The sequence below is a fragment of the Phormidium tenue FACHB-1052 genome (assembly GCF_014696675.1).
GTDB lineage: Bacteria > Cyanobacteriota > Cyanobacteriia > Phormidesmidales > Phormidesmidaceae > Nodosilinea > Nodosilinea tenuis_A.
Genome location: NZ_JACJQN010000003.1, coordinates 239,928 through 263,209 on the forward strand (window position 1 = coordinate 239,928; position 23,282 = coordinate 263,209).

The following is a 23,282-nucleotide window of genomic DNA, read 5'->3' on the forward strand; positions in this document are numbered from 1 at the left end:
GAATTTTATTTTCTAAGAATCTCCTTAACTCAAAACTCAAAACTTAAAATTCAAAACTGGGTTAAAGGCGTCGCCAGCGCCGACCGTCTTTGTTTAGCAAAAACTCGGCCTCCATTGGCCCCCAGGTGCCCGCTTCGTAGAGGGGAATGGCCTTGGGGTCAGCGGGAGCATCCCAGGCTTCGAGCAGGGGGGTCAGCAGCCGCCAGGAGGCTTCTACTTCGTCGCCACGGGTAAACAGGGTTTGGTCGGCCAGCATGCAGTCAACGATCAAGCGGGCGTAGGCGTCGGTGTTGGCCTGACCAAAGGCGGCATCGTAGCGAAAGTCCATATCCACCGATCGCGTTCTCAGCGAGTTGCCTGGGGTCTTCACCTCAAACCGCATCGAGATGCCCTCATCGGGCTGAATCCGCAGGGCCAGCACGTTGTGGTTCATCTGCTGGGCGGCAGACTGAAACATCAGGTGGGGCACATCCTTGAAGTGGATGGAAATTTCGCTCACCTTCTTGGGCATGCGCTTGCCGGTGCGCATGTAGAAGGGCACCCCCTTCCAGCGCCAGTTGTCGATTTCGAGCTTGATGGCACTAAAGGTCTGCACGGTGGAGTTAGGGTTGGCCCCATCCTCCTCACGATAGCCCGGTACCGATTGGCCCTTCATCCAGCCGCCAGAATATTGACCGCGCACCGCCGCCTGGCTAATGTCGTCGATATCAGCCAGGCGGGTAGCTTGCAGCACCTTGGTCTTTTCGTTGCGAATGGCGTCGGCGTCGAGGGAGTTGGGAGCCTCCATGGCGGTGAGGCTGAAGAGCTGCATCAGGTGGTTTTGCACCATGTCGCGCAGCGCCCCGGCGGTTTCGTAGTAACCCGCCCGACCCTCCAGGCCTACGGTTTCGGCCACGGTAATCTGCACGTGATCGACAAACTGCCGGTTCCACAGGGGCTCAAAGATGGCGTTGGCAAAGCGAAACACCATCAGGTTTTGAACGGTTTCTTTGCCCAGGTAGTGATCGATGCGGTAAATCTGGCGTTCGTCGCAGACCTCCTGCACCACCCGGTTGAGCACCCGCGCCGAGGACAAATCTTTGCCGAAGGGCTTTTCGATAATCAGCCGCTGTTTTTCGGGGTTCTCAAGCATGCCTGCGGCCCCGAGCTGCTGGGTGGCCTCGCCAAAGAAGCGGGGGGCAACCGAGAGATAAAACACCCGGTTGCCCTTGGTGCCTCGGGTCACATCGATCTCGGCTAGCAGGGTTTTGAGCGCTTGGTAAGAGGCCGGGTTGTCGATGTCGCCAGGGCAGTAAAACAGCCCCCGGGCGAAGTCATTCCAGATGGCTTCGTGGCCCAGGCCGTTGCCAAATTCTTCGACCCCTTCGCGCAGGTGCTCACGAAAGAACTCGTGGCTCCATTCGCGGCGGGCGACGCCGACGATGGTCAGCTCGGGGGGCAGCCGCCGCTCGCGCCGCATCTGGTAGATGGCGGGCACAATTTTGCGCTGGGTGAGGTCGCCCGAGGCCCCAAAGATGACTAAAATTTGCGGCTCAGGAATCCGGTCTTGTTGGAGACCAGCGCGCAGGGGATTTTCAAGTAAGGACACCATAAGCGTGGGGAGTAGACGTTAGTAATGACGCGCTGACAGGGCTGGTACTGGCTGAATTGGCGATCGCAGCAGCCACCGACAAATAACAGAAATAGAAATCTATATTGACAGCAGATTTTACAAATCTGGTGAGACTATAGACGGTCTTAATTAACCCCTCGGGAAAGGTATTAAATAAGACGAATTGGCGGTTCAGGCCGTAGCCCTGGCTACCGGTTTAGCTTTACCCAATCAGTTTAAACGGGGTTTAACGGGACGGAGCGATTCTGATCTAGAGAGGCATTCCCTCGGGACACTTCACGAACGCCAACGCCCCAGGTGAGCTATCAACCCGCCCCTTACCCAGCTCTAATTGGCCAACAGAGTGCTCTGGCGGCGGCTGTGGTCTTGAATGAAGGACTCCACTAAGGCCACATCGTCTTTGCTGCCCACCACAAAGGGCGTGCGCTGGTGAATCTTGCCGGGCACCACGCCCATAATGTCTTCGGTGCCAGTGCTGGCGCGCCCGCCCGCCTGCTCAATCAAAAAGGCTAGGGGTGCGGTTTCGTAGAGCAGTCGCAGCTTGCCCTCGGGCTTTTTAGTGGTGCCAGGGTAGAGAAACACGCCTCCTTGGGTGAGGATACGGTGGAAGTCGGCCACCAGCGCCCCGGTGTAGCGGGCCGAGTAGCCGTCGTGGCGGTGCACGTAGCGGGTAAAGTCGCGAATGGCTTCTTCCCACTGCCAAAAGTTGCCCTCGTTGACGCTGTAGGTAGGGCCGTGGGCCGGCACCTGAATGTTTTCGGTGGCCAAAATAAACTCGCCCAGGCTGGGGTCGAGCACAAAGGCATGCACCCCCTTACCGATGGAGTACACCAAAACGGTGCTGGGGCCGTAGAGAATGTAGCCTGCCGCCAACTGCTGGTGGCCGTCTTGCAGCAGATCGGCCCCTGTGTGGTCGAGGTCATCGCCCTGCTGACGGCGAATCGAAAAAATAGAACCGACATTGAGGTTGATATCGACGTTAGATGACCCATCAATGGGGTCGTAGAGCAGGGTGTAGCGGCCAATCGGGCAGTTTTCGGGGATGTAGTAGGGCTTGTCCATCTCTTCGGAGGCCAGGCGGCAGACCAGGCCGCTCTGCTTGAAGACCGAGATAAACACGTCGTTGGCGTAGATATCCATCTTTTTGACGGCTTCGCCCTGGACGTTGGTGTCGCCGGTAAAGCCCAGGGCCGACTCCATCAGCCCGGCGCGGCTCAGGTGGCGGGCAATCAGCTTGCCCGCCAGGGCAATGCGGTTCATCAGGGCGCTGAGATCTTGGGCCTCAGGGCCAAAGCTGTGGAGCTGTTCGAGGACGTGGCGGGCGAGGGTGGTGCAGTCGCGATCGAGGGCAAAGGCAGCGGCGGCGGGTTGATAGTCGGCCATCGTAGGATTCCTTTCTGTGGGGTAGGGCTGTGGCGTATAGCGAGGGCGACAATCCCCTGGTGTTGTGTCTACAGGCTGTCTCCATGGTAAGAAGGCAGACTGCGATCGATGACCAACCTTTAGAGACACTTTAGAAATGAGGCATAAATGGAAACAACACTGAGCACCAGAGCTGGCCTCAGAGCCATTACTATTTCAGGGTTGGCAACAGCGCGATCGGGCAAATCTGCGCTTGCTAGAAGTGCAATGGTTCTGGCCTTATCAGTAAGGTGATGAGCTGGGTTCTATCCGAGAGGACAGTTCAGCCTGACCTAACCAGCCTAGCACTAGGGGATTGACTAGCTCAGGGGCTTCATCCTGAGGGCAGTGGCCCACGCCCGGCAGTTCTTCCATTGCCTGAACTGTCGCGTAGTTCGCCAGGCTCCGGCCCATGGCCACCGGCTCCCAGGGGTCGTCTTGGCCCCAGATAATCCACACCGGGCACTGCACTAGGGGCAACAGGTCTTCGGGCAGGGGACCTTGGGAGTAGCGCACAAAGGCCAAAAACACGTCGGCAGCCCCCACCGTGAGGGCCGGGTTGAGAATGGCCTCGACCAGTTCGTCGGTGATGGCTTCGGGGCGGCGGTAGGCCTGACCGAGCAGATTGCGAATCACCTTGCGCTGGGCAATGCGGGAGAAAAAGAATCGCCCAATCTGGGGATAGCTCAGAATACTTTGCACAATAGGCGTGCTGAAGCGCTGGTGCCAGGGAATTTCGGCTCGCCGCCGCTCGTGCAGCAGGCGGATAGAGCAGTTGAGCATGACTACGCCCTTGACCCACTCAGACCCATCGACAGCAGCCTGGAGCGCCACGATGCAGCCGATGGAGTTGGCCACCAAGTAGGCGGGCTGACCAATCACCTCGCGGCAAAAGTCTACAATTTGCTGGCCCCAGGTCTCGAAGGTGTAGGGCAGGGGTTGATTGGGAGTGGGTTTGTCGGAGAGGCCAAAACCGATTAAGTCGATCGCATGGGCCTGAAAACTTTCGCCGTAGGCAGGCAGATTTTTGCGCCAGTGATCGCTCGACGCCCCAAACCCGTGAATGCACAGCACCGGGGCACCCGTTTCACCAATGTGCTGGTAGCGAATGGAAAACCCCTGCCATTGCCAGGTTTTAACGTCGGGAATAGCCAAGGCGGTGGTCACAGCGGTAGCTCTCGAAGACGTCAGTCTGCTTAATACTCCTTCACAATAACGGAAAGGGTGGGGTTCAGCTAGGACTAGGAGCGGGCGGACTCGTTGATAACGGCGATCGCCCACAGACAGCCCAGCAGCACGAGCGATCGCGCCAACACCTGTTCGAGAAAGAACACAATGGCCGCAGCTACGAAGGGCAAGTCGAGCACCAGGGCAATGACGTAGGCGATGGTGCAGCCCGCTAGCCCAAACAAGAAATACTTGATCAGGCTAAAGGTGAGGCTGAGCACGTGATGGGGACGGCGGGGGCGTTGCATGGTAGTGTCCTCTAAGCTAAGGGCATGGCGATCGCTAGCACAGTTATTAACCAATGGTTGTGATCATTAAGTGTGTTTTGGGGTCACGATGTGACGGGATCGAGAAGTGGATCGGTGAAAGCGGCATCGAATAACTGGCGCAGCCGACACAGCCCCAGGCGCAGCAGGTGATTTGAGATGACTGGGCCAATGCTTAAAATGGGTAGAGATTAGCTCGACCCCAGTGGCAGTTAGCCAGGTGGATAACTTTTCTATGCCTTCTATGCCTCCATTGACCGACGATACGCTGTGGGCCATTCTCAACGACGAGCTAGATGACGACACCGTGAACCGTCTGGTGTGGTGCAGCCTGAGCTACCAAGAAATTTCTGACGGCTGGGATAGCTCGGCGGTGGAGCCAGCTTGGGCTGAGAAATATCCAGAGCCGCCAAACTTTATCGAGAGCCGTCCGGCAACGGTGCAGCTGACCCGGTCGATTCCGCCAGAGTACAAGCAGCTGCTCAAGGAAGAATTGGGGTTTAAGGGGTATAGCATCGACCAGCTAATTCCTCGATTGACGCGGCGAGCGACAATGGTGAGCTGGCTGCTGAGCCAGCGCAAGCAGTCAATGGGTGGTGACTAAGCGCAAAACCATTTGTTTTTTTGGCAGGCTACGCCAACCGATGAGATCTTCAAGCAAGTTAGCAGCGACCCAAAATTAGAAAAGGATGCGGGTTAACCCGCATCCTCGCTCTCAACCCACGGCGCTCTCTCCGTGGATCTTGGTTCTGCTAGGGACATTGGCGAAGGCAATCTGTGGCGTGGGGATTGCCGCTTGGCCAAGGGCTAGCAGAATAACTCAATAGTTAAAACTCGCTTTCTGGTTTAGGTTCTTCAACTTTGGGAGAAGAATCCAGAAAGATATCGGTGGCTTTGAGCTGAAGCCCGGCCCGCGCCTGGGAGTCAGTTTTGCTGACGTAGGGGGAGGCATCGATCGCACCGCTAGCGATAATCAGCGAGCCCTTTTTAACGTGGGTGAGCTTGCGCCAGGCGGGGGAACCTTCCCACACGCTGATATCGACGGTAAAGCTGTCGTTGTCTTTGCGGCTGGGAATGCGATCGACGTAGATGGTCATTTCGGCTACCTGGGCGCTGCCGCCGGTTTTGCGCTCAATGTGGCGCACCTGAGGGTCGGCGGCGACATTGCCGGATAGGGTGCACAGATTTAATCCGCGACTGGACATAGCTGGGGTCTCCTTGGGTTAGATGCACCAGACCCCGCCCGACGCGACAGATGTCTGTGGTTTTAATATGCACAAGCTAAATTCATAATTTGCTATGGATTTTTACGTAACTTTTTAGACTACTGGCTACGTATATTTAGCCGCGTAGGGAAATGGGGATTGTAAAGTTGGCTTCGGCCATGGCCCGGCTTAGCGATATGCTAAGCCTGAAGGAATTACAGTGCTATGACCACCCAATCGGTAAACCCAGCTAACCGCAAACTCTGGCTAGCGGCGATAAAGCCCCCTATGTATAGTGTTGCCATCATGCCGATGGTGGTGGGCAGCGCGATCGCCTACGCTGAAACCGGCCAATTTGACGGCGGTATTTTTGCGCTATTTTTGCTGGCGGCGGTGCTTATTTTGGCCTGGGAAAACCTCAGTAATGATGTGTTTGACTCGGAGACCGGCATTGATGTTAACAAAGCGCATTCTGTCGTTAACCTAACGCGCAACCGGAGATTGGTTTTTGCCTTAGCGAATCTGTGTTTGGGGCTAGGCATCGCCGGGATTGTGGCGATCGCCCTGGTTCAGCAAGACCCCACCGTGCTGGCGATCGTTCTGATTTGCTGCGGGCTGGGCTATATGTACCAGGGGCCGCCCTTTCGCCTGGGCTACCAAGGGCTGGGGGAGGTGCTGTGCTTTTTTAGCTTTGGCCCCCTGGCCATGGGGGCGGCCTACTATAGCCAGACTCAGAGCTGGTCGTGGGGCAGCCAAATAGCGGGGGTGATGGTGGGGTTGACCACGACCCTAGTGCTGTTTTGCTCCCACTTTCACCAGGTGGAGGATGATATTGCGGCGGGCAAGCGATCGCCCATTGTGCGTCTGGGCACAAAGCGAGGGGCGCTGCTAGTGCCCTGGGTCTGTGGCATTGTGTTTGCGATCGCCGCCCTGGCCCTGGTTCTAGGTATTTTTCCAGTCTGGACGGCGCTGGTGTTTTTGAGCCTGCTCTCGGCCTGGCGGCTCAGTCGCCACGTCACCCGCTACCACGACCAACCCCAACGGGTCTTCAACGCCAAGTTTTTTGCCATTGGCTTTCACTTTTGGAGCGGGGTGCTGCTGAGCCTGGGGTTTTGGCTGAGCGCTTAGCCAGGTTTTGAGTTTTGAATTGACAGCCAGACAATGGGTATTGAGTTAGCAATTCGTCTCTACCGACGACGGTTTGCCCAGCCGTTGCACACGGCCCACGGCCCCTGGGTATGGCGAGAGGGCCTGCTGCTGCGCCTGAGGGATAGCCTGGGACAAGTAGGTTACGGCGAGGTGGCCCCGATTCCTTGGTTTGGCAGCGAATCGATGGCCGAGGCGCTGGCGTTTTGCCAAGCTCAGGGGGATGAGTGGCGCTGCGGGGAAATTCCCGCTGCTCTCCCAGCTACTCAGTTTGGGCTGGAATCTGCCCAGGCCGATTTGGCGGGGCAGATCGCTAGGCAAAAACCAGCGATTCCTACGGATAGCTTGGCCAACGCCGCTATCTGCGGCCTCCTGCCCGCTGGCGAAACGGCGTTATCAGTTGCCCCCCAGCGCTTAGCCCAAGGCCATCAAACGTTGAAGTGGAAGATTGGCGTGGCTTCAATCGCTGACGAAATCCGCTGGCTCGATCAGTTGATGGTCAACCTGCCCATGAATACTCGGCTGCGGCTGGATGCCAATGGTGGGCTGAATCTGGCCCAGGCTGAGCAATGGCTGGTGGCCTGCGATCGCATCAACACCAATTCTCAACTGGCCACAGTTGAACACCTGGAGCAGCCGCTGCCGCCCGATCAGCTAGCGGCCATGACAGCACTGGGGGAGCGCTATCAAACCGCGATCGCCCTAGATGAATCGGTTGCTACGGTGGCTCAGCTAGAGAAATGTTGGCAACAGGGCTGGCGAGGGGTGTTTGTGGTCAAGCCGGCGATCGCGGGTTCGCCCCAGCAGCTAGAAGCCTTCTGCCAACGGCATCGCCCCCGCCTCGTCTTTTCCTCTGCCTTTGAAACCGCGATCGGGCGACGGGCCGCATTGGCGATCGCCGCCCGTTGCTCTCCCGCCCCAGAACCAGCCCTAGGCTTTGGCACCCAGGGCTGGTTTGCCGACGATTGGGATACCCTCACCCCCGCCGAACTATGGGACAGACTTTAAGCGCACTGCTTCAAACTCGCTGGGGCGACGACTGGCTGATCGGCCCCAGCAGCCAGTCGTTTTGGCAGTACCTCAATGAATTCATTCCTGTTTTTGCTGCCTATAGAGAATTCTGCGGTTCCCACAGCCCCGCAGTTTTGATCGCCGAACCTGAACCGCTTCAGTTTTTGGCGGCCTCTCTAGCCGCCTGGTCAGCAGATTGCACCGTGGTCTTGGCTAACCCTCGCTGGGGCGAGAACGAGCGCCACCAGGTGCAGACCATGGTCGATCCAGCCTGGGGCAATCCCTTGGTACCGAGAATTTCGGCCTATGCCTGCCGAGTGCCCGACGGACAGTCAAGGCAGATGCTCATTCCTACGGGCGGTTCGTCGGGACAGATCAAGTTTGTGGCGCATAACTGGGAGACCTTAATGGTCTCTGTAGAAGGCTTTCGCGCCCACTTTGAGGTCGAGCGCGTTCACGCTTACTGCGTACTGCCGCTGTTTCACGTTAGCGGGCTGATGCAGGCGTTGCGGGTGCTGTCCACAGGCGGGCAGCTAGCGCTCCAGCCCTACGGCCATCTCAAACGGGAAGAATTCTTGCCCTTACCGCCCGGTGGATTTCTCTCGCTAGTGCCGACTCAGTTGCAAGAACTGCTGGCTTTAGGCAGTGAGTTTATTTCCTGGCTGCGAAGTTTTCGAGCAGTGTTGTTGGGGGGCGCTCCGGCAGGGAAGGCGCTGCTCGATCAGTCTCAAACTTTGGGCATTCCCGTTGCCCTTACCTACGGCATGACCGAAACCGCCGCCCAGGTTGCCACCCTGCTGCCAGAGGAATTTTTGGCGGGGCACCGCAGCAGCGGCAGACCGTTACCCCATGTAAAACTCACTGTTATTAATGATCAGGGGCAACCCCAGCGATCGGGGCAAGCGGGGCGGGTGGTTATTCAGGCCGAATCCTTGGCTTTAGGATATCGGGGTGCTTCCAGCAAAAAGGGTTCCTGGGTGGTGGGCAGTGCCCACCCTACGGGGTTCGCTACTGATGATATTGGCTATTTGGATGACGGGGGCTATCTACACATCGTTGGGCGCAGCAGCACCAAGATTATTACCGGCGGCGAGAATGTGTTCCCTGAGGAGATTGAGGCGGTGCTGTTGGCGACGGGCTGGGTGAACGATGCTTGCGTGGTGGGGCTGCCCTGCGATCGCTGGGGTCAGCAGCTTTGCGCCCTGGTGATGATGGATTCCTCAATATCGCTAAACGATCTCACTGAACGACTGCGATCGCAGTTAGCCCCCTTCAAACTACCCAAGCAGTGGATTCTCGTTAGCGCCCTACCTAGAACCGCCCAGGGCAAACTCAGCCGTCCCCAGGCCTTAGCGCTGGCTCAAAAGATTCTGGGCATGGCCTGTTAAGATTCCTGACTCATTTCACGGGTTTGATCCAGTTCTGCTGGCGCGCTAGCTCTAGGCTAGCGGCAGCGGCGGCAAATATGAGCAGGCTTTCGGCGATCGCCACCGCAAAGGGCCAGCCCCGCAGGCTAACCGCTGCCGCCACATTCACCAGGGCCAGTCCCCGCACCAGACTAAAGGCAAGAACGACTCCGGCTTTAAGCTGCGGGTTTGGGTCTTGGCGCACGGCGTAGCGGTAGGTGATGCCGAAGAGGCCACCGGAGAGGCCCGCAAAAATGGCGCTGACCCAAAAGGTGCTGCCGCTTAGACCGGATGCGATCGAGGTCAACGCTGCTCCCCAACCGATGGTCGGCACTCGATGCGCCAGCAGTAGACTCCCAGCAGCCATTCCCGCAGCGATCCCCGCTAGCACCGCTGCCTTCAGCGACTCAATTCGATCTTCATCTGTAAACGGACGCGCGATCGCCACAACAGCCTCTATTTCGCCTCAACTCGTTCCAGCCAGCCGCGCATTTTGCCGGGGTTGAGCAGCCCGTGGGGGTCAACCTCAGCCTTAAAATTCACCTGTACCGCGTCCACCTTTTTCATGCCGCCGTCTTCGAGCAGATAGGTGTGGGGGTTGGCGATCAGCGCGCCGTGCTCTTCGTGGTAGCGAATAATTTCGGCCAGACGCTCAGGGGTCGAATAGCGCACGATTTGCAGCGCCGCCGGAATCGTGTTGCCCCCCATGCGCAGGTACTCCAGGTGCATGATCACCTCGTCGCCAAAGTATTCATAGAAGTGGCGCACCCGCTCCAGCTTAGAGTCGTAGGGAAACAGGGTTTGCAGGTAGGTGAGCGACGGGTCAACGCTGCGGGCGTGGAGGGTGGTGTGGTTCCAGGTAAACTCCGCCAGGGGCGCGCCTTTGCTGGCTTCCTGGGCCGATTTGCTATAGGTGATGGTGCCGCCAAATTCCCTCACCAATTCTTCAAATAGAGCTAGGGACGGCTCGGCCACCATCAGCAGCGCCACCGCTTTGCCCTCAGGCAGGTAGGGTTTCAGAGACGCAAAATAGCTGGGGATCGGCCAGGCATGGATGCTGATCAACTTTTTGATCAACCCGTCGGCATCACCCAGGGTCTGGCCAAAGTGGGCGGCGGTCATAAAATCGTCGAAGGCCACAATCACCTCCGCCCAGGGGTAGGCCAGGCCAAGGGGAATCTCTAACTCGGTAATAATGCCGTTGGTGCCATAGGCATGGTTAACCTGTTGCACCGCATCACCGCGCAGCTCGATCACCCTGGGATTGTCTTCCATTGTGACCACGCGCACGGCGTTGAGATTGCCGCGATCGCGCAGCTGCCCATAGGTAATCGACCCAATGCCGCCGCTGCCGCCGCCAATAAATCCGCCAATGGTCGCCGTGCGGTAGGTCGATGGGTACATGCGCAGCTCCCACCCAGTTTCGCGGGTGACTTTATCAATCGCCGCCAGCTTGGCCCCCGGCTCCACCCAGGCCACCCCCGGCTCTACCCGCTTCACCGCGTTCATTTTGCTCAAGTCCAGCACCACCCCGCCCTCTAGGGGAATACACTGGCCGTAGTTGCCGGTGCCCGCCCCCCGCACGGTGACAGGTACTCGCGCCTCGACGCAGATCTTGGCCGCAGCCAGCACCTCGGCTTCACTGGTGGGGCGCACAATCAAGTCGGCCACCAAATCCGCTAGCTGCTCCTTCAGCACTGGGCTGAAATAGTAGTAGTCCTTGGAGAGTTTTTCGCGCTGGTTGGGGTCGCGAATCGTTTCGATCGCACCAAAGGCCTGGGCTAGAGCATCCCAGTCGGTAGCAGGGCGAGCCAGGGGCATAGGCGAATCAACCAGTAGAAGATAGCTGTTGCTAGTGTAAAGTGCCGGTCGGGTGGCTGATCTGTATAGAAGAGTGCGATCGCCATTTTAATCCATCGCCCTAAACGCAAAGGGCCAAAGCAGCTTCCTACCCTGACCCCCTGAGGTGTGCGATCGCCTTCAGCGCCTATCGCTAAATAGCAGGAACTGAGCCATCGTTGTAGCGCCGCAGATTAGCACCCAGCAGCCGAAGCTTGCCCTCTAGATCGTCGTAGCCGCGATCGAGGTGGTGCAGACCCTGGATGGTAGTGGTGCCCTTGGCCGCCAGACCGGCCAGCACCAGTGCCGCCGAGGCCCGCAGGTCGGTGGCCAGCACCGGAGCCCCCGAGAGCTGATGAACGCCCTTGATGATGGCGCAGTTGCCGTTGAGGCGAATATCGGCCCCCATACGGTTGAGTTCGGCCACGTGGCGCAGGCGGTTTTCAAACACCGTTTCGGTGATCAGGCTACTGCCCTCGCAGACCGCCATCAGCGCCATAAACTGGGCCTGCATATCGGTGGGGAAACCCGGAAACGGCCCGGTTTGAATATCGGTAGGGGAAATGCTGTGGGAGGGCACGTAGCGCACCCGACTGGGGCCATCGACCACTACCTGGCCACCAATTTCCTGAAGCTTGGCAATCACCGCCGTCAGGTGCTCAGGAATGACGGGGTGGAGACTGATTTCGGAGCGGGTGATAGCCCCGGCCACCAGCAGAGTGCCCGCCTCAATACGGTCTGGGATAATGCCATAGTCAGTGCTGTGCAGGCTGGGCACCCCAGCAATGGTGATGGTGTTGGTGCCCGCGCCGCGAATCCGTGCTCCCATGGCCCGGCAGAAGTTGGCTAAGTCAGTGACTTCAGGCTCTTGGGCGGCGTTTTCAATAATGGTTTCGCCGTCGGCCAGGGTAGCCGCCATCATTAGGGTTTCGGTGGCCCCCACGCTGGGGTAGTCGAGGTAAATCTTGGCCCCTTGCAGCCGTCTACTGCTGCCGGGTACGTAGGCGTGAACGGTGCCGTGCTCAATATGAACATCGGCCCCCATAGCCTGAAGCCCTCGCACGTGCAGCTCTACCGGGCGAGCCCCGATCGCGCAGCCACCGGGCAGGGGAATGCGCGCTACTCCCATGCGGGCGAGCAGCGGGCCGATGACAAAAAAGCTGGCGCGCAGACGACTCACTAGGTCGTAGGGCGCTTTGGTATGAGCGATGGTGCTGGCATCTACCACTAGGGCATCGTCTTCGCGCTTGAGGCTTACCCCGAGGGCAGTGAGCACCTCCCCCATGCACTCAATATCCATCAGGTGAGGAATATTGCGAATGCGGCAGGGCTGGGAGCAGAGCAGGGTACCGGCCATCACCACCAGGGCAGAATTTTTGGCTCCGCTGATGGTGGCTTGGCCTCTTAGGGGAGTCCCGCCGGTAATTTCAAGGACAGCACCATCCGCTTCGGCAGCGGCTACAGGGTTAGGTAAACCAATGGACGTAACGATAGCGGTGTCCTCCACGACTGATAACTCCACCTTTTCCCAAATTTCGTCTAGATTCTACTCGAAATCATCAATTTCGCCACAGTAGTCAAGACTTATTTGCCGGGCTTGGCCACATCAGGATAGCCGATTCACTTAAAATCACGAAATCTTTTTTTACACGCTTGACTTCGACGCAAACTCAGTGCATGATTACAAATCGCGGCGGTAATAACGCCCGGCCAGCGGAACTGGCGGAATTGGTAGACGCGCTAGGTTCAGGTCCTAGTGTTAGCAATAATGTCCGGGTTCAAGTCCCGGGTTCCGCATCTCATAGTCGACAACGACAGTCAAACGGTTAACCAGGGGATTACGTCATGCTTACGAGCCTGCAAAATCCCCTGGTTAAACTGTTTAGGAAGCTGCACCAGGCCAAGGCACGGCGATCGCAAAGCCAATTTCTGCTCGAAGGCACCCACCTGATCCAGGAAGCCCTCGCCACTAGCTATCCCTTAGACATCGCCTGCTACACCCCGGCTTGGCAAAAGGCTCATCCCAATTTGGCCTTGGAACTAGAGCAGCGGGCCGAGCGAGTTGAGCTGGTGTCTGACGCTGTTTTAGAAGGCATGGCAACGACCCAGCACCCCGATGGGATAGTGGCGATCGCCCCCCAGCTTCTCCGCACCCCAAATCCTGAGCTTGAGGGCATTGGGCTAGTAGTAGAAACCCTGCAAGACCCCGGCAACCTGGGCACGATCATTCGCACAGCGGTAGCCACTGGAGTCGATGGCCTGTGGCTCAGTACCGATAGCGTCGCCCCCGATCATCCCAAAGTACTGCGGGCCTCAGCAGGCCAGTGGTTTCGGCTGCCCCTGGCAGTGGTAGACGATTTGAATACTATTCTGGCGAGTTGGCATCAGGCGGGAGTGCAGCTAGTAGCCGCCAGTTCCCACGCCACGGTGGACTATTGGTCGGTGGATTTCACCAAACCCACAGTGATTGTGCTGGGCAATGAGGGGACCGGGCTGTCGGCAGACCTTCAGCGCCAGGCTACGGTACAGGTGCGAATTCCGATGGCGGGAGGAGTAGAGTCCCTCAATGTGGGGGTTTCGGCGGCGCTGCTGCTCTATGAGGCGCGGCGGCAGCGGGAGTGGGGAAGTGGGAGAGAGAGATAAGTTTTGAATTTTGAGTTCAGGGGTTGAATTCAAAATTCGAAACTAAACACTCAAAACTTTCATCACCCTCCCCGGCTTGTCTGATTGCTCTCGGTGGTCAAGAATGAAAAGAAACTTTGTTTGTCGTAGCATCCATACTCTACGACCCATGTCTCTAGCCCGCATTTGCCGCTAGGCTGAGGGCAGAATCCTCCCACGACCTAGCTTGAATCGACCCTGTTTGGATTATTGGATTACCTGTTCAGGAGCCTGCTGTGAGCGACGCATTTGATTACGACCTGCTAATTATTGGTGCTGGGGTAGGGGGCCACGGGGCTGCCCTGCACGCGGTGAAGCGGGGGTTAAAGACGGCCATTGTTGAAGCCGATGTGATGGGGGGCACCTGCGTCAACCGGGGCTGCATTCCCTCTAAGGCGCTGCTGGCAGCGTCGGGCCGAGTGCGAGAGCTGCGCAACGAACACCACCTAAAATCTCTGGGCATTTCGGTGGGCAATGTCACCTACGATCGCGAGGCCATTGCCGACCACGCCAAAAATCTGGTCAGCAAAATCCAGGGCGATATGACCAACAGCCTCACTCGGCTGGGAGTCGATATCATTAAGGGCTGGGCGCGGCTGGCGGGGGAGCAGAAGGCGGCGATCGCCACCCCCGATGGCGAAAAAATTGTGACGGCCAAAGATATTATTCTGTCGCCCGGCTCGGTGCCTTTTGTGCCCCCCGGCATTGAAACCGACGGCAAAACCGTCTTCACCAGCGACGAAGCCCTGAAGCTCGACTGGCTACCCGACTGGATCGCCATCATCGGCAGTGGCTACATCGGCCTGGAGTTCTCCGATGTCTACACCGCCCTGGGTTGCGAAGTCACCATCATCGAAGCGCTGGATCAGCTGATGCCCACCTTCGACCCCGACATTGCCAAGATCGCTCAGCGGGTGCTGATTGCCCCCCGCGACATCGAAACCCGCGCTGGCGTGATTGCTCAGAAGGTGACTCCCGGTTCCCCGGTGGTAATCGAGTTGGCCAATCGCGAAACCCGTGAAGTGGTCGAGACTCTGGAAGTGGACGCCTGCCTGGTAGCTACCGGGCGCATCCCGGCTACGAAGGATTTGGGTCTAGAAAAAGTTGGCGTCGAGGCCGATCGCCGGGGATTCATTCCTGTGGACGATCACCTGCAAGTGCTGCGAAACGGCGAACCGGTGCCCCATCTGTGGGCGATCGGCGATGCTACCGGCAAAATGATGCTGGCCCACGCCGCCTCAGCCCAGGGTATTCTCACGGTCGAAACCATCTGCGGCGAGCCGCGCCAGATCAACTACCTCAGCATTCCGGCGGCGGCCTTTACCCACCCCGAGGTCAGCTTTGTGGGGATGACAGAACCCGCCGCCAAGACCCTAGCCGAGGCCGAGGGCTTTGCCATCGACACCGTGAAGACTTACTTTAAGGGCAACTCTAAGGCTCTAGCCGAGGGAGAGGGTGACGGGCTCGCCAAGGTGATCTACCGCAAAGACACTGGCGAAATTCTCGGCGCTCACATCATTGGTATGCACGCGGCGGATCTGATTCAGGAAGCGGCCAATGCGATCGCCAACGGTCAGACCGTAACCGAACTGTCGTTCTGCGTCCACACCCACCCCACCCTCTCGGAAGTGCTCGACGAAGCCTTTAAGCGGGCGGTGGTAGTCTCGGCCTAGATGCGTAGGGTGGGCATTGCCCACCACCTACCCCAGTTTTAGGGGGTAGGACTAAGGGGCAGGACTAGTTCCATCAGCCGGGCAGTGACTTTACGGTTTGATGGTGTGCTCAAGCGATGGCGGTGATGTCCACCCTACAATTTAGAAACTGGTAATTAGCCCAGACAGGGGTGGGCATTGCCCACCCTACTATTCAAGATCGCCCATATCAAACTCCAAAGATGAAGATTCGCCGCCGCCCTCCCAATCCCGCTGTTGCGGTTAAACACTTGCAGTACCAAATTAAAGTGGACGATGCCGAACCCCAAAATATTTTAGAAGAAATTGTTTGGCAGAAGGAGACAGAGGTCGCTCAGCTGCGGGAGCGCCTACCCCTAGCCGATTTGCAGCGGCAGGTGCTCGATGCCCCCCCGCCCCGCAACTTTGTTGCCGCTCTGCGCGATGGTCGCACCACGCCAGCGCTGATTGCTGAAGTGAAAAAGGCCTCTCCCAGCCAGGGGGTAATGCGGCCTGATTTTGACCCGGTGGCGATCGCCCAAACCTACGCCGCCCACGGAGCTACCTGCCTCTCGGTGCTCACCGACAAAACCTTCTTTCAGGGAGACTTTGACTACCTGACCCAGATTCGGGCAGCGGTTGATCTGCCGCTGCTGTGCAAAGAGTTCATCATCTACCCCTACCAAATGTATCTGGCCCGGTCGAAGGGGGCCGACGCGGTGCTGCTAATTGCCGCCATTCTCTCTGACCAAGATCTGGCCTACTTTGCCCAGATTGCCAAAGCTCTGGGGATGGCGGTGCTGGTTGAAGTTCACACCCTGGAGGAGTTAGATCGGGTGCTGGCGGTGCCGAATCTGGCGCTGATTGGCATCAACAACCGAGATCTGGAAACCTTTACCACCCGCCTAGAGACCACCGCAGAGCTGATTGAGGCGCGCCGCGAGGCTCTAGCCGCCAGCAATGCTCTATTGGTTAGCGAGTCGGGCATTCATACCCCAGCCGACCTGCGGGCAGTGACGGCGGCTGGAGTGGGGGCCGTGCTGGTGGGTGAGTCGCTGATTCGCCAGCCCGATCCGGGCTTAGCCATTGACCAGCTTTATGAAAAAAATACGGACTAGATACTGAAGTCTTTAACGACTTCCTGGTTTAATCAACAGATCTCATCCTGGGGCACCGCAATGGCAAATCTAGGCAACCCGCTCCCGCTCCCGTCACACATTCACTACGAACTGCTGCTACGACTGCTAGAGCAGCAAACCATGTCGGTGGCCTACCAAAATCCTCAGATTCGGGTGCAGGTGCAAGAGTTGATCGTTGCTTTGCGCAAGGCTCTGTCGCAGCAGCGCCAGCTCGAAGAAACCTGTAGACAGGTCAAGATCGACGTTGAATATCAGTGGTCAACCAACCAGTTGGGCGATCGCTTTTTACCTAAAGACATCGCTCCCTAGGGGCAAGACTTGGCAAAACGGTAGTTTTCCCTACTTCCAGCAAACTTTTTTCGCTGCAAGCCATATCAACAAAACCGTTGGGGTGCAGCTAGGCTCGATTCAAGAGGGGCTGGCTGAAAATCTGGCGGTAGAGACCCCTGGCATGGAACTGTCTCCGCAGTCAGAACGGGCATCACCATGGCGATTGTCATCCACGAGATGGGCTTTGCCCGCGAGGTGGCCAACCGAGTGCTGTTTCTCGACGGCGGCTACCTGGTGGAAAACGCGCCACCGGACGTATTTTTTAGTGCGCCCAAGAGCGATCGCGCCCAGCAGCTTTTAGAAAAGGTGCTTTAGGAGATTCAAGGTGAACGGCAAACGGTCTATGGCAAAACCGTGAATGGCAAGCTGGATACCTTGACCCCTATACCCTTAGCCCAAAACCCCAACTCCCAAACCCCTAATTCGTCTAAGCTAGGCAGAGGTTCTAGCTGAGTAAATTATCATGTCTTTGCTGACGGTGCCGTCTCCCTGGAAAATTCGCGATCGCACCTTGACCTGGGGCAGCCGCACCTACCTAATGGGGGTGCTCAACGTCACCCCCGACAGCTTTAGCGACGGCGGGCAGTTTAATACCCTTGAGCGAGCCGTAGCCCAAGCGCGCCATCTGGTGCACCACGGTACCGACATTCTTGATATTGGTGGCCAGTCTACCCGACCGGGGGCCGAGTCAATTTCCCGTACTGAAGAGCTAGAGCGGGTGATTCCGGTGATTGAGGCTATTCGTCGCGATGACGACGACACCCTGGCCCAGGCCATTATTTCGGTGGATACTACCCGGTCGTCGGTGGCGCGGGCGGCAGTCAAGGCCGGGGCCGACATTGTCAACGACATCTCAGCGGGCACCTACGACAATGCCATGCTCTCGACGGTGGCCGACCTGGGCGTGCCGATCATGATTATGCATCTGCGGGGCACCCCAATTACGATGCAGCAGCGCACCGACTACCACGATCTGGTGGGCGAGATTCACGAGTTTTTGCAGCACCAGATCGAAGCGGCGATCGCGGTGGGCGTTAAACCGAGCAAGATTGCCGTTGACCCCGGTCTGGGCTTTGCCAAAACCTCTGCCCAAAGCCTAGAACTGCTGCGGCAGCTCAATCGGTTCCGCGATCTGGGGCGACCGCTGCTGGTCGGCCCCTCCCGCAAGAGCTTTATCGGCTGGATTTTAGACCAGCCCGACCCCCAGCAGCGGGTGTGGGGTACGGCGGCGGCTTGTTGTGCGGCGATCGCTGGCGGAGCTGATATTATCCGCGTCCACGATGGGGCAGAGATGCACGACGTGTGTCGCGTGGCCGACGCAGTGTGGCGAGGAACCCATTAACGCGCGTATCGCGGTGCTAATGGGTTTGTAAGAATCCCATAGCGGCGTAAAATACAGACGACTGATGTAGAGAGCGCAAAGGTTAACTATGGGACGCTTCAGACCTCTTTTGGGAATTTTGCTGGCGGTAGTGGCCTCCTGCCTGGTGGCCTGCGGTGGCCCGGCAGCGAAAATACCGACGACCTATACCCCAGAGCTATTGCAGCAGGTAGAGCTGTATACCCCTGCTGTAGCCGAGCTGCGCGATCGCTTCCCCGAGCTTCAAAGCTACATTCAAAAGAAAGACTGGGTGAACGTGCAGAGCTTTATCCACGGCCCCATGGGCGAAATGCGGACGCGGGTCAACCGGCTGGCGGGCACATTGCTAATTAAAGACAAGCCCCAGGCCCAGTCTCTCGCCAAGGAGATTTACACTCACCTAGAGCGCCTAGACGAAGCTGCCGCCAACAACCAGCAGGTGATCGCTGGTCAAGAGTACCGCAATGCTCTCGACGACTTTGACTCTTTCTTGAGTCTGGTGCCGACGTTTCAATAGACCGATTTAGCTCACCCTCCCTTGAAGCACATCACCATCATTGGCTGCGGCGTTGTCGGGGCCGCGATCGCCTACGAACTGAGCCTCTGCCAAGGGGTTCAGGTCACGGTGATCGATCAAACGGCCCCAGCCCAGGGATCTACCGCCGCCGCCCTGGGGGTGGGCATGGCGGTGATTAGCCATAAGGTGAAAGGCCGCAACTGGCGACTGCGAGAGCGCAGCCTAAAGCGCTATCAAACCCTGATTCCAGAGTTGGAAGCGCTAACCGGGCGAGCCATTCAGCACAATACCCACGGCATTCTCAGCCTCTGTTTTGCGGCGGCGGAACTGCCCCGGTGGCGATCGCTCCAAACCATTCGCCACCAACAGGGGTACGAGCTGAAACTGTGGGAACCAGAGCGGGTGCGCGATCGCTGCCCTCACCTCAGCACCGCTGGAGTTATTGTCGGCATCTACTCGCCCCAAGATTTTCAGGTCAATCCTACGGATCTCACGCTGGCGCTGGTGGCCGGTGCCCAGGCAAATGGGGCTGAGTTCTACTTTGGCCAACCCGTAGTGGGGTTTGATGGCGCTGAGGTGGAAGCTTTACCCGAGGAAGACCGTCGCTGTGCCGCTGTGCATACCTCAAATCAAAGCTTTCCAGCGGATGCGATCGTGATTTCCGCAGGGTTAGAGACTCTACCCCTCACCCAAGCTCTCCACCAGCCCATCCCCATTGGCCCAGTGCTGGGCCAAGCCCTCTGCCTTCACCTAGACAAGCCGCTAGAGCACTCTGACTTTCAGCCCGTGGTCAATGGCAACGACATTCACCTGGTGCCCCTGGGCAAGGGCGACTACTGGGTCGGGGCTACGGTAGAGTTTCCGCCCGAAATCGCCTTAGAAGATGCAATGGCTATGCAGCCTGAGGCCGATCGGCTAGATGAGGTGCTAGCTGGTGCAGTAGCCTACTGTCCAGCGCTAGCGACGGGCAACATTACCCAGCGCTGGTCGGGCCTTCGCCCTCGGCCCCAGGGCCAAGCTGCTCCAGTTATCCAACCCTTGATGGGGTACAGCAATATTTGGCTGGCCACTGGCCACTACCGCAACGGTGTCCTCCTCGCCCCTGCCACTGCTCTAGCAATCCGTGACCTTCTAGAGCAGCTAGGCTGATGGTTATGATGAAGCAAACACCTCTGCTACGAGGGTTAAGTCATGACGCTAACAATTCGCGAATTAGAGAGACTTCAGGCCGCACACCCCGACTATCGCATGGAGTTGGTAGATGGTGAGGTGACAATTATGAGCCCCTCTAGCTACGAGTCAGATGAGGTCTCGATTGAACTGGCGCGAGTGCTTGGCAACTGGGTACGCCCTCGTCAGCTCGGTCGAGTCACGGGTTCTAGCGCTGGTTTCATACTGCCTAACGCTGACACCCGCGCTCCCGATGTTTCGTTTGTCAAAGCTGAGCGGTTGCGGCGCAGCCCTCGTTCCTTTGCAGAACTGGCTCCCGACTTGATGGTCGAAGTAAAATCACCAACGGACAAACTGACGAAGCTGCGGAGCAAAATTCAAGATTTTTTGGCCCTGGGCACCCAGGTGGGCATTCTCATTGACCCTGAGGCTCGGTGTGTAGAGGTGTATCGAGCTGGGGATGAAGCGATTCTTTTGGGAGATGGCGATCGCCTAGCAGTGCCCGACCTGCTGCCAGGATGGGAGGTAGCCGTAGCCGACCTGTGGCCCTTAGTATTCGAGTAATTCTAGAAGCGCTCCTAGAAACGGCAAGAGGCGCAGCCAATGCCACGCCTCTCAACATTCAGGCAGGGGTGCCTTTGGCTTATGCCGCTTCCATCCAGTCATAGATCTGCTCTAGTTGCTCTAGGGTTATTAAGCCGTACTGCCACAGAATCATGGGTAACGGGCCAGGGTCTTGCTCGCTGTGCTTTAAAGCGACCTGAAGTGAGGCCGTCGAAATGGCTAATTCATCCTGTAGAAACCGAATGAGATTGGGTTGAGTGCTCACCGTCATATAAGTCTCACCTCCTTAAAGGGGCGCTAGGGTTTGCAGATATTGCCCACGATTTTACACAAGGATGCATCCCTGGCAACATCAATTTCACGATGGATTAACTGAACTTTTATCACATCGCCGCCGATAGGTGCTCTCTCTCGCAAGGGAAGAGACTCATCGCCGTTGTGAGGCTACTGGGAGACGATCACCTCTCAATCCTTGATTTTCACAAGGCAATGCTTCAGTAGTTGTCACCGTTGGCTGTGATAAAAGATGCCCAAAAATAGCATAAAAACTCGGGCATAGCTTTACGGAATGTTGAAACCTGTAATATTTGTCAAACTTCAGAACAATTTTGACCGAACTCCCGTCGTAGAGGAGTTTGACTACTGGAGTTGGCTCTAAGCATAGCTAGGGTTACTGTGCGTAGGCTCTCAGCCACTACCCCTGGCAAAACTTGGGATAGCGCAATGGCGCACTTAGCAAACGAACGAAAATGGAAGCGCGAAAAATGCCTGTTAGGCTTGAATCTTGGCATTCGGGGCTGTCTACCCAGGCTTGACAGGCTACAGACATATGGCAGCCGTTGATAATGAACATTTGCAATAGTATTTCGGGGTGGTGCAGACTATCCCAACGGAGCGCGAAGCGGTACACTGCCTGGTTTCGAACCCAGGTTTTTCGAACCGAGCCAGCCGAGCTTTCCTAAAAAATTATTCTATTCTGGTTTAGGTAAGGGGCTGACGATATTGAATAGGGCAGCATAGTCATCGTCGCCAAAACCGGCCTGCACGGCCTGCTCGACCAGCTGGCGCACACTTTCGGCAGGGAAGGGAGAAAGCCCAGCAGCCTTAGCGGCGGACACAAACAGCCCCATGTCTTTTAGCAAATGTTTGGTCGGAAAGTTGGGGTCGGCAAACTGGCGGGTCTGCATGCGGTGCAGCTTTTTGTCGAAGGTGGGGGCGTAGAGGGCGCTCTGGCGCAACACCGCCATGAAGATATCGACATCGATGCCAGCCGCCTGCACTAGCCCTAGACTTTGGGCAAAGGCGGCGGTAAGCGAGCCAATTAACTGATTCATGGTCAGCTTGAGGGTGGCGGCGCTGCCCACAGGGCCGACATAGTAGAGGGTGGTGCCCAAGCATTGCAGCAGGGGCTGCCAGCGTTGATAGGCCTCATTTTCGGCTCCGGCCATGATGATCAGCTTGCCGTTTTTGGCTTCGGGAATGCTGCCCAGGACTGGAGCCTCTAGGTAGGTGCCCCCGGCCTGGGCCACCATTTGGCTGAGCTGCTGACTTTCTGCGGGGGCAATGGTGCCCATTTGAATAATGGCTTTGTGGTTTAGGGGCGATGGGCACTCGCTCACACCCATGTCTTCAAGGAGCGATCGCACCGCCTCCCCATTGGTGACCATAAAAATAACGGCTTCTACATTCTGAATTAGAGCAAGGGGCGTAGCAGAGACTTTTGCCCCCGCCAACTCCAAAGGTTTGAGCCGATCGGGAGTGCGGTTGTAGACCCAAACCCTATGCCCGGCTGACAGCAGCCTGAGCGCCATGGGCGACCCCATCAACCCGGTACCAATTACCCCAATGTTCACCCGTGGTGTCCTCCCTAACATAAATGGAATGGTTTAGCCGGTTTCGGTCATGGTTTGTGGCCTTTGGCCAGAGGCGATTTGCGAAGCAATCCCGGTGGGAATTGCGGCCTCCTGCGCCCGGCGATGGTGGGAAAGGGAATGGTACTGTCCCCACGCGGCTTCGGCCTGGGCGGTGGCCCCTAGCCACTCGGCTAAGAACTGACGCAACCAGCGCTCTACCGCTGCCCCGTAGAGGCGATGCTGGCTGAGGTGATGGGCTCGCCCCTGGGCACCAGGATAGGTTAACTGGTCAGCGCCTTCGGTCGTCCAGTGGTTGACCATGGCAGCGGTGATTTCGGGGTGAAACTGAAGCCCATAGGCCCACCGCCCATAGCGAAATGCCTGGTGGGGAAAGGTGGTGCCGGTGGCCAGCAGGTGGCTGCCGCTCGGCAGCGTAAACCCTTCCTGGTGCCATTGGTAGACCATTAGCGGGCCGGGCAGTAGTCCCTTCCCTAAAGGGGTCGGCAGAATGGGATAGTAGCCGATTTCGCGCGTGCCCTCAGGGTGACGGGTGACGGCGGCTCCCAGGGTTCGGGCCAGTAGCTGCGCCCCCAGGCAAATGCCTAGGTAGGGTTTGTCGGCGGCTAGGGCCAGGGCAATCCAGTCGATCTCTTGGGCTATAAAGTCGAGGTGGTCGTCGTTGGCGCTCATGGGGCCACCAAACACCACCGTGCCGCTGTGGCGATCGAGGTTAGCAGGCAGCGGTTGACCTAGAGCCGGGCAGCGAACATCGAGGGCAAAGCCCAGGTCGCGCAGCGCTTCCCCCACCCGACCTGGGTTGGAGGTGGACTGGTGCACAACGACTAAAACGGGGTGATTAGAACTCACAGCGGGGCGCAATGATATCTGTAAAAGCGTTCCTAAAC

Annotated in this window: 24 protein-coding genes and 1 tRNA gene; 14 read left to right on the top strand and 11 right to left on the bottom strand. The window is 57.7% G+C overall.

What is annotated here, in order from left to right; all coding sequences use genetic code 11:
* Positions 1-61: 61 nt before the first annotated feature.
* The 4 genes from zwf to H6G07_RS07170 form a co-directional block, all read right to left on the bottom strand.
* Complete coding sequence (gene zwf / locus H6G07_RS07155) at positions 62-1,591, bottom strand: glucose-6-phosphate dehydrogenase (RefSeq protein ID WP_073607694.1); 1,530 nt, start codon at positions 1,589-1,591, stop codon at positions 62-64.
* 348 nt (positions 1,592-1,939) lie between these two features.
* Complete coding sequence (fbp, locus tag H6G07_RS07160; protein ID WP_073607695.1) at positions 1,940-2,995, bottom strand: class 1 fructose-bisphosphatase; 1,056 nt, start codon at positions 2,993-2,995, stop codon at positions 1,940-1,942.
* Between the two features lie 261 nt (positions 2,996-3,256).
* Positions 3,257-4,180, bottom strand: coding sequence for an alpha/beta fold hydrolase (locus H6G07_RS07165; protein ID WP_073607696.1), 924 nt, complete (start codon positions 4,178-4,180; stop codon positions 3,257-3,259).
* Between the two features lie 74 nt (positions 4,181-4,254).
* Positions 4,255-4,488, bottom strand: a complete 234-nt coding sequence (locus H6G07_RS07170) for a hypothetical protein (RefSeq protein ID WP_073607697.1) — start codon at positions 4,486-4,488, stop codon at positions 4,255-4,257.
* Positions 4,489-4,741: 253 nt separating this feature from the next.
* Between H6G07_RS07170 and H6G07_RS07175 the strand changes: the two genes are divergently transcribed.
* A complete protein-coding gene (locus H6G07_RS07175; protein ID WP_073607757.1) occupies positions 4,742-5,110 on the top strand; it encodes a DUF1823 family protein in 369 nt (122 codons plus the stop codon).
* Positions 5,111-5,333: 223 nt separating this feature from the next.
* Here the strand turns inward: H6G07_RS07175 and H6G07_RS07180 are convergent, their stop codons facing one another.
* Entirely contained in the window at positions 5,334-5,711 is a 378-nt protein-coding gene (locus H6G07_RS07180; protein WP_073607698.1) for a single-stranded DNA-binding protein, read from the bottom strand.
* A gap of 225 nt (positions 5,712-5,936) precedes the next feature.
* Between H6G07_RS07180 and menA the strand changes: the two genes are divergently transcribed.
* The 3 genes from menA to H6G07_RS07195 are packed head-to-tail and all read left to right on the top strand — an operon-like array spanning position 5,937 to position 9,256.
* Positions 5,937-6,839 (top strand): 2-carboxy-1,4-naphthoquinone phytyltransferase, encoded by a 903-nt coding sequence (gene menA, locus H6G07_RS07185; protein WP_073607699.1) that lies wholly within the window; start codon positions 5,937-5,939, stop codon positions 6,837-6,839.
* Between the two features lie 33 nt (positions 6,840-6,872).
* Complete coding sequence (locus tag H6G07_RS07190; RefSeq protein ID WP_073607700.1) at positions 6,873-7,865, top strand: o-succinylbenzoate synthase; 993 nt, start codon at positions 6,873-6,875, stop codon at positions 7,863-7,865.
* Positions 7,850-9,256: an AMP-binding protein gene (locus H6G07_RS07195; RefSeq protein WP_073607701.1), complete on the top strand. Its 1,407-nt coding sequence runs from the start codon at positions 7,850-7,852 to the stop codon at positions 9,254-9,256. Before H6G07_RS07190 ends, H6G07_RS07195 begins: the two co-directional genes overlap by 16 nt.
* A gap of 10 nt (positions 9,257-9,266) precedes the next feature.
* Here H6G07_RS07195 and H6G07_RS07200 read toward each other — a convergent pair whose 3' ends face one another.
* From H6G07_RS07200 to murA, 3 genes are all read right to left on the bottom strand, one after another.
* Positions 9,267-9,722: a hypothetical protein gene (locus H6G07_RS07200; RefSeq protein WP_073607702.1), complete on the bottom strand. Its 456-nt coding sequence runs from the start codon at positions 9,720-9,722 to the stop codon at positions 9,267-9,269.
* 8 nt (positions 9,723-9,730) lie between these two features.
* Positions 9,731-11,095 carry an FAD-binding oxidoreductase gene (locus H6G07_RS07205; RefSeq protein WP_073607703.1) on the bottom strand — a complete coding sequence of 455 codons (1,365 nt, stop codon included), beginning with the start codon at positions 11,093-11,095 and terminating at the stop codon, positions 9,731-9,733.
* A 172-nt stretch (positions 11,096-11,267) separates the two neighbouring features.
* Entirely contained in the window at positions 11,268-12,620 is a 1,353-nt protein-coding gene (murA, locus tag H6G07_RS07210) for a UDP-N-acetylglucosamine 1-carboxyvinyltransferase (protein WP_216277853.1), read from the bottom strand.
* Positions 12,621-12,826: 206 nt separating this feature from the next.
* On the opposite strand from murA, the gene H6G07_RS07215 reads away from it, so the two are divergent.
* From H6G07_RS07215 to H6G07_RS07260, 10 genes are all read left to right on the top strand, one after another.
* Positions 12,827-12,910 (top strand) — tRNA-Leu (locus tag H6G07_RS07215).
* A gap of 48 nt (positions 12,911-12,958) precedes the next feature.
* Positions 12,959-13,756, top strand: a complete 798-nt coding sequence (locus tag H6G07_RS07220; RefSeq protein WP_073607704.1) for a TrmH family RNA methyltransferase — start codon at positions 12,959-12,961, stop codon at positions 13,754-13,756.
* 254 nt (positions 13,757-14,010) lie between these two features.
* A complete protein-coding gene (gene lpdA, locus H6G07_RS07225) occupies positions 14,011-15,447 on the top strand; it encodes a dihydrolipoyl dehydrogenase (RefSeq protein ID WP_073607705.1) in 1,437 nt (478 codons plus the stop codon).
* 221 nt (positions 15,448-15,668) lie between these two features.
* Positions 15,669-16,562 (top strand): indole-3-glycerol phosphate synthase TrpC, encoded by an 894-nt coding sequence (gene trpC / locus H6G07_RS07230; RefSeq protein WP_073607759.1) that lies wholly within the window; start codon positions 15,669-15,671, stop codon positions 16,560-16,562.
* 60 nt (positions 16,563-16,622) lie between these two features.
* Positions 16,623-16,892: a DUF5340 domain-containing protein gene (locus H6G07_RS07235; RefSeq protein ID WP_073607706.1), complete on the top strand. Its 270-nt coding sequence runs from the start codon at positions 16,623-16,625 to the stop codon at positions 16,890-16,892.
* 177 nt (positions 16,893-17,069) lie between these two features.
* Entirely contained in the window at positions 17,070-17,228 is a 159-nt protein-coding gene (locus H6G07_RS07240) for an ATP-binding cassette domain-containing protein (protein WP_338420683.1), read from the top strand.
* Positions 17,229-17,376: 148 nt separating this feature from the next.
* A complete protein-coding gene (gene folP / locus H6G07_RS07245) occupies positions 17,377-18,255 on the top strand; it encodes a dihydropteroate synthase (protein ID WP_073607707.1) in 879 nt (292 codons plus the stop codon).
* Between the two features lie 88 nt (positions 18,256-18,343).
* Complete coding sequence (psbQ, locus tag H6G07_RS07250) at positions 18,344-18,790, top strand: photosystem II protein PsbQ (protein ID WP_073607708.1); 447 nt, start codon at positions 18,344-18,346, stop codon at positions 18,788-18,790.
* Positions 18,791-18,811: 21 nt separating this feature from the next.
* Positions 18,812-19,939, top strand: coding sequence for an NAD(P)/FAD-dependent oxidoreductase (locus H6G07_RS07255; protein WP_073607709.1), 1,128 nt, complete (start codon positions 18,812-18,814; stop codon positions 19,937-19,939).
* 42 nt (positions 19,940-19,981) lie between these two features.
* On the top strand, positions 19,982-20,524 hold the full coding sequence (locus tag H6G07_RS07260) for a Uma2 family endonuclease (RefSeq protein ID WP_073607710.1): 543 nt from the start codon (positions 19,982-19,984) through the stop codon (positions 20,522-20,524).
* Positions 20,525-20,603: 79 nt separating this feature from the next.
* Here H6G07_RS07260 and H6G07_RS07265 read toward each other — a convergent pair whose 3' ends face one another.
* From H6G07_RS07265 to H6G07_RS07275, 3 genes are all read right to left on the bottom strand, one after another.
* Positions 20,604-20,795, bottom strand: a complete 192-nt coding sequence (locus H6G07_RS07265) for a DUF2949 domain-containing protein (protein WP_073607711.1) — start codon at positions 20,793-20,795, stop codon at positions 20,604-20,606.
* Positions 20,796-21,495: 700 nt separating this feature from the next.
* Positions 21,496-22,377 carry an NAD(P)-dependent oxidoreductase gene (locus tag H6G07_RS07270; protein ID WP_073607712.1) on the bottom strand — a complete coding sequence of 294 codons (882 nt, stop codon included), beginning with the start codon at positions 22,375-22,377 and terminating at the stop codon, positions 21,496-21,498.
* Positions 22,378-22,410: 33 nt separating this feature from the next.
* The gene (locus H6G07_RS07275; protein WP_084172984.1) at positions 22,411-23,244 is read right to left on the bottom strand and encodes a glutamine amidotransferase; all 834 of its coding nucleotides are present in this window, start codon (positions 23,242-23,244) and stop codon (positions 22,411-22,413) included.
* Positions 23,245-23,282 lie beyond the last annotated feature (38 nt).

Coding starts and splice junctions, on each gene's coding strand:
- H6G07_RS07205 (WP_073607703.1), bottom strand. CDS start 11,095: ATGCCCCTGGCTCGCCCTGCTACCGACTGGGATGCTCTAGCCCAGGCC.
- fbp (WP_073607695.1), bottom strand. CDS start 2,995: ATGGCCGACTATCAACCCGCCGCCGCTGCCTTTGCCCTCGATCGCGAC.
- trpC (WP_073607759.1), top strand. CDS start 15,669: ATGAAGATTCGCCGCCGCCCTCCCAATCCCGCTGTTGCGGTTAAACAC.
- menA (WP_073607699.1), top strand. CDS start 5,937: ATGACCACCCAATCGGTAAACCCAGCTAACCGCAAACTCTGGCTAGCG.
- zwf (WP_073607694.1), bottom strand. CDS start 1,591: ATGGTGTCCTTACTTGAAAATCCCCTGCGCGCTGGTCTCCAACAAGAC.
- H6G07_RS07235 (WP_073607706.1), top strand. CDS start 16,623: ATGGCAAATCTAGGCAACCCGCTCCCGCTCCCGTCACACATTCACTAC.
- folP (WP_073607707.1), top strand. CDS start 17,377: ATGTCTTTGCTGACGGTGCCGTCTCCCTGGAAAATTCGCGATCGCACC.
- H6G07_RS07240 (WP_338420683.1), top strand. CDS start 17,070: ATGGCGATTGTCATCCACGAGATGGGCTTTGCCCGCGAGGTGGCCAAC.
- H6G07_RS07195 (WP_073607701.1), top strand. CDS start 7,850: ATGGGACAGACTTTAAGCGCACTGCTTCAAACTCGCTGGGGCGACGAC.
- H6G07_RS07180 (WP_073607698.1), bottom strand. CDS start 5,711: ATGTCCAGTCGCGGATTAAATCTGTGCACCCTATCCGGCAATGTCGCC.
- H6G07_RS07265 (WP_073607711.1), bottom strand. CDS start 20,795: ATGACGGTGAGCACTCAACCCAATCTCATTCGGTTTCTACAGGATGAA.
- psbQ (WP_073607708.1), top strand. CDS start 18,344: ATGGGACGCTTCAGACCTCTTTTGGGAATTTTGCTGGCGGTAGTGGCC.
- H6G07_RS07170 (WP_073607697.1), bottom strand. CDS start 4,488: ATGCAACGCCCCCGCCGTCCCCATCACGTGCTCAGCCTCACCTTTAGC.
- H6G07_RS07260 (WP_073607710.1), top strand. CDS start 19,982: ATGACGCTAACAATTCGCGAATTAGAGAGACTTCAGGCCGCACACCCC.
- H6G07_RS07190 (WP_073607700.1), top strand. CDS start 6,873: ATGGGTATTGAGTTAGCAATTCGTCTCTACCGACGACGGTTTGCCCAG.
- H6G07_RS07220 (WP_073607704.1), top strand. CDS start 12,959: ATGCTTACGAGCCTGCAAAATCCCCTGGTTAAACTGTTTAGGAAGCTG.
- H6G07_RS07175 (WP_073607757.1), top strand. CDS start 4,742: ATGCCTTCTATGCCTCCATTGACCGACGATACGCTGTGGGCCATTCTC.